4 protein-coding genes are annotated in these 2,206 nt (G+C 40.1%); 3 read left to right on the forward strand and 1 reads right to left on the reverse strand.

The annotated features are described in order from the left end of the window. Positions 1-220, forward strand: a 220-nt coding sequence (locus HMPREF9371_RS13740) for a hypothetical protein (RefSeq protein WP_040661199.1), incomplete at its 5' end; no start/stop codon positions are given. Here the strand turns inward: HMPREF9371_RS13740 and HMPREF9371_RS12685 are convergent. Continuing rightward, the gene (locus tag HMPREF9371_RS12685; RefSeq protein ID WP_009120180.1) at positions 217-720 is read right to left on the reverse strand and encodes a hypothetical protein; all 504 of its coding nucleotides are present in this window, start codon (positions 718-720) and stop codon (positions 217-219) included. The genes HMPREF9371_RS13740 and HMPREF9371_RS12685 overlap by 4 nt on opposite strands. Before the next feature lie 82 nt (positions 721-802). Between HMPREF9371_RS12685 and HMPREF9371_RS10745 the strand changes: the two genes are divergently transcribed. Both HMPREF9371_RS10745 and HMPREF9371_RS10750 read left to right on the forward strand, forming a co-directional pair. Continuing rightward, positions 803-1,453, forward strand: coding sequence for an IS1595-like element ISNsh1 family transposase (locus tag HMPREF9371_RS10745; protein WP_009120181.1), 651 nt, complete (start codon positions 803-805; stop codon positions 1,451-1,453). A gap of 330 nt (positions 1,454-1,783) precedes the next feature. Then, the coding region (locus tag HMPREF9371_RS10750; protein WP_009120183.1) for an IS1595 family transposase at positions 1,784-2,206 on the forward strand (423 nt) is incomplete at its 3' end.

Raw genomic sequence — 2,206 nt, forward strand, 5'->3', positions numbered from 1 at the left:
AGGAAATTTAGGGGATTGGGGGATATTTTGCAAAGGTCTCGGCTTCGCTTTCGCTTCGGCCTTTGCCGTAGTTGCCGCCGCCGGTGACGCTGACGGAGACGCCGTTGCTGAAGTCGAGGGCGACGCCGGCATTTCAGCCGGTCTGAATGTATCTTGTGAATTTCAAAGTCATTCGTACGATTACGATTTGCGCCTAATCATACTTACGCGAACCAGTTAATTTAAATTGCTTGAATAAGTATCCCATATGCCTATTAAATAATGATACTCATCACTTCCTTCATCAAAACTATCAACTCCATATGAAAAGAATATTTTTTTTGCCATATTCAATGAACAATTAATGCAACCAAATACAAAATCTGGGGTGCCGCAAAAAAGATGATATAAATTATTTTGATTTTTAAAGTATAAAAAATCAAGATTCTGATTGGTAATAATAATGTATTTATGTGAATTATTAAATTCTGTGCCCATTAAATTATCAGCACTATTATTAACAATACTCACACTTATATTTCCATTATATTCAAAACAATATTCCAAATATTCTTGCCCATATAAAAAAATATTTTTAGCAAACCATTCTGTCTCAATCAATGTTAAAGTATTAGGTACAGGAATTGCATGCCAATTATTAGTTTTCAGAAGCTTTTTGGAGACAGTCCAATTATCATCTAAAAAATATGAAAAAAAATCATGTTTGTTTTCAAATTTCATTATAATTCCTCGATTATCATTCAAAAAATAAGGGGCTGTCCTAGATAACTAGGGAACATCAATCTTGGCTTAGAATGTTCCCATGAGAAGAAGTCGTTTGAGTCGGTATAAACAAAGCACGCTCATTGAGCTGTTCGTTGCAGGCGTGACGGCGCGTACGGCAGCACAACTGGTTGGCGTCAACAAAAACACTGCAGCCTACTACTTTCACCGCTTGCGTCTATTGATCTATCAAAACAGCTCCCATCTGGAAATGCTTGAAGGCGAAATAGAAGCCGACGAAAGTTACTTCGGCAGTCGTCAAAAAGGCAAGCACGGACGTGGAGCGGCAGGGAAAATCGCGGTATTCGGGCTTTTGAAGCGCAGCGGCAGGGTTTACACTGTTGCCGTACCCAATACAAAAACTGCCACGTTAATGCCGATCATCCGAGAACAAGTGGAGCCTGACAGTATTGTTTATATGGATTGTTACCGCAGTTATGACGTTTTGGACGTGAGCGAGTTTGCGCATTTTCGCATCAATCACAGCACGCATTTTGCCGAGAAGCAAAACCACATTAACGGGATTGAGAATTTTTGGAACCAGGCGAAACGCCATTTATGCAAGTTCAACGGGATTCCCAAAGCGCATTTTGAACTGTATTTGAAGGAGTGCGAATGGCGTTTCAACAACAGTGACATAAAAGTTCAAATTCGTATTTTGAAACAATTAGTAAAAGAGAATTTGGCCTAGTTATCTAGGACAGCCCCAAACAATATATTACTTTATACTTCATTTTCTATCAATAAATATGGGATTCGTTGTTTTATTAAAATTCCGGACAGAATAAATAAACCGACCAGTTTTATTTATCCCGCCAAGTGAATTCAGCATGACCATCTTTGCATCCCACAAACTTCATATTGATGGTATTCTCATTAATATATTTTGCCATTTATTCGTCCCTTTTTTCATCATAACCATCTTGCTTATCTACACAATATGTCCATTTAGGATTGTTGGAATTATCGGCAATTATAAAAAGGGGCTGAAGTAGATTAGCAGTCATGCTAGGCTACTAAAATGAAGATAACCCACTGTAAATTAGAAAAGACGACACAAAGAAAGCTGCTCGAATATTTTGTGCTGGAAGTAACCGCCCGTTCCGCTGCCGATATCTTGGGTATCCAACCTAACACCGCCATACTATTTTACCGCAAAATCCGCCAAGTGATCTGCCATCATCTGGCTTTGGAGGCAGATCAGGTTTTTGAGGGCTCCGTAGAGTTGGACGAGAGCTACTTCGGCGGTAAGCGCAAAGGGAAACGCGGCAGAGGAGCCGCAGGCAAAGTGGTGGTTTTCGGCATCCTCAAACGCGGCGGCAAGGTTTATACCGTTGTGGTGGACAATGCCAAGAGGGAAAGTTTATTTCCTGTTATTACAAAGAAAATTATGCCGGATAGCGTGGTTTATACGGACAGCTTGAGTAGTTACGATGTACTGGAC

This window comes from Neisseria shayeganii 871, from assembly GCF_000226875.1.
Taxonomy (GTDB): Bacteria; Pseudomonadota; Gammaproteobacteria; order Burkholderiales; family Neisseriaceae; genus Eikenella; species Eikenella shayeganii.

Excerpts from the sequence above, each read along its gene's own strand:
- HMPREF9371_RS12685 (WP_009120180.1), bottom strand. The coding sequence starts at position 720 with ATGAAATTTGAAAACAAACATGATTTTTTTTCATATTTTTTAGATGAT.
- HMPREF9371_RS10745 (WP_009120181.1), top strand. The coding sequence starts at position 803 with ATGAGAAGAAGTCGTTTGAGTCGGTATAAACAAAGCACGCTCATTGAG.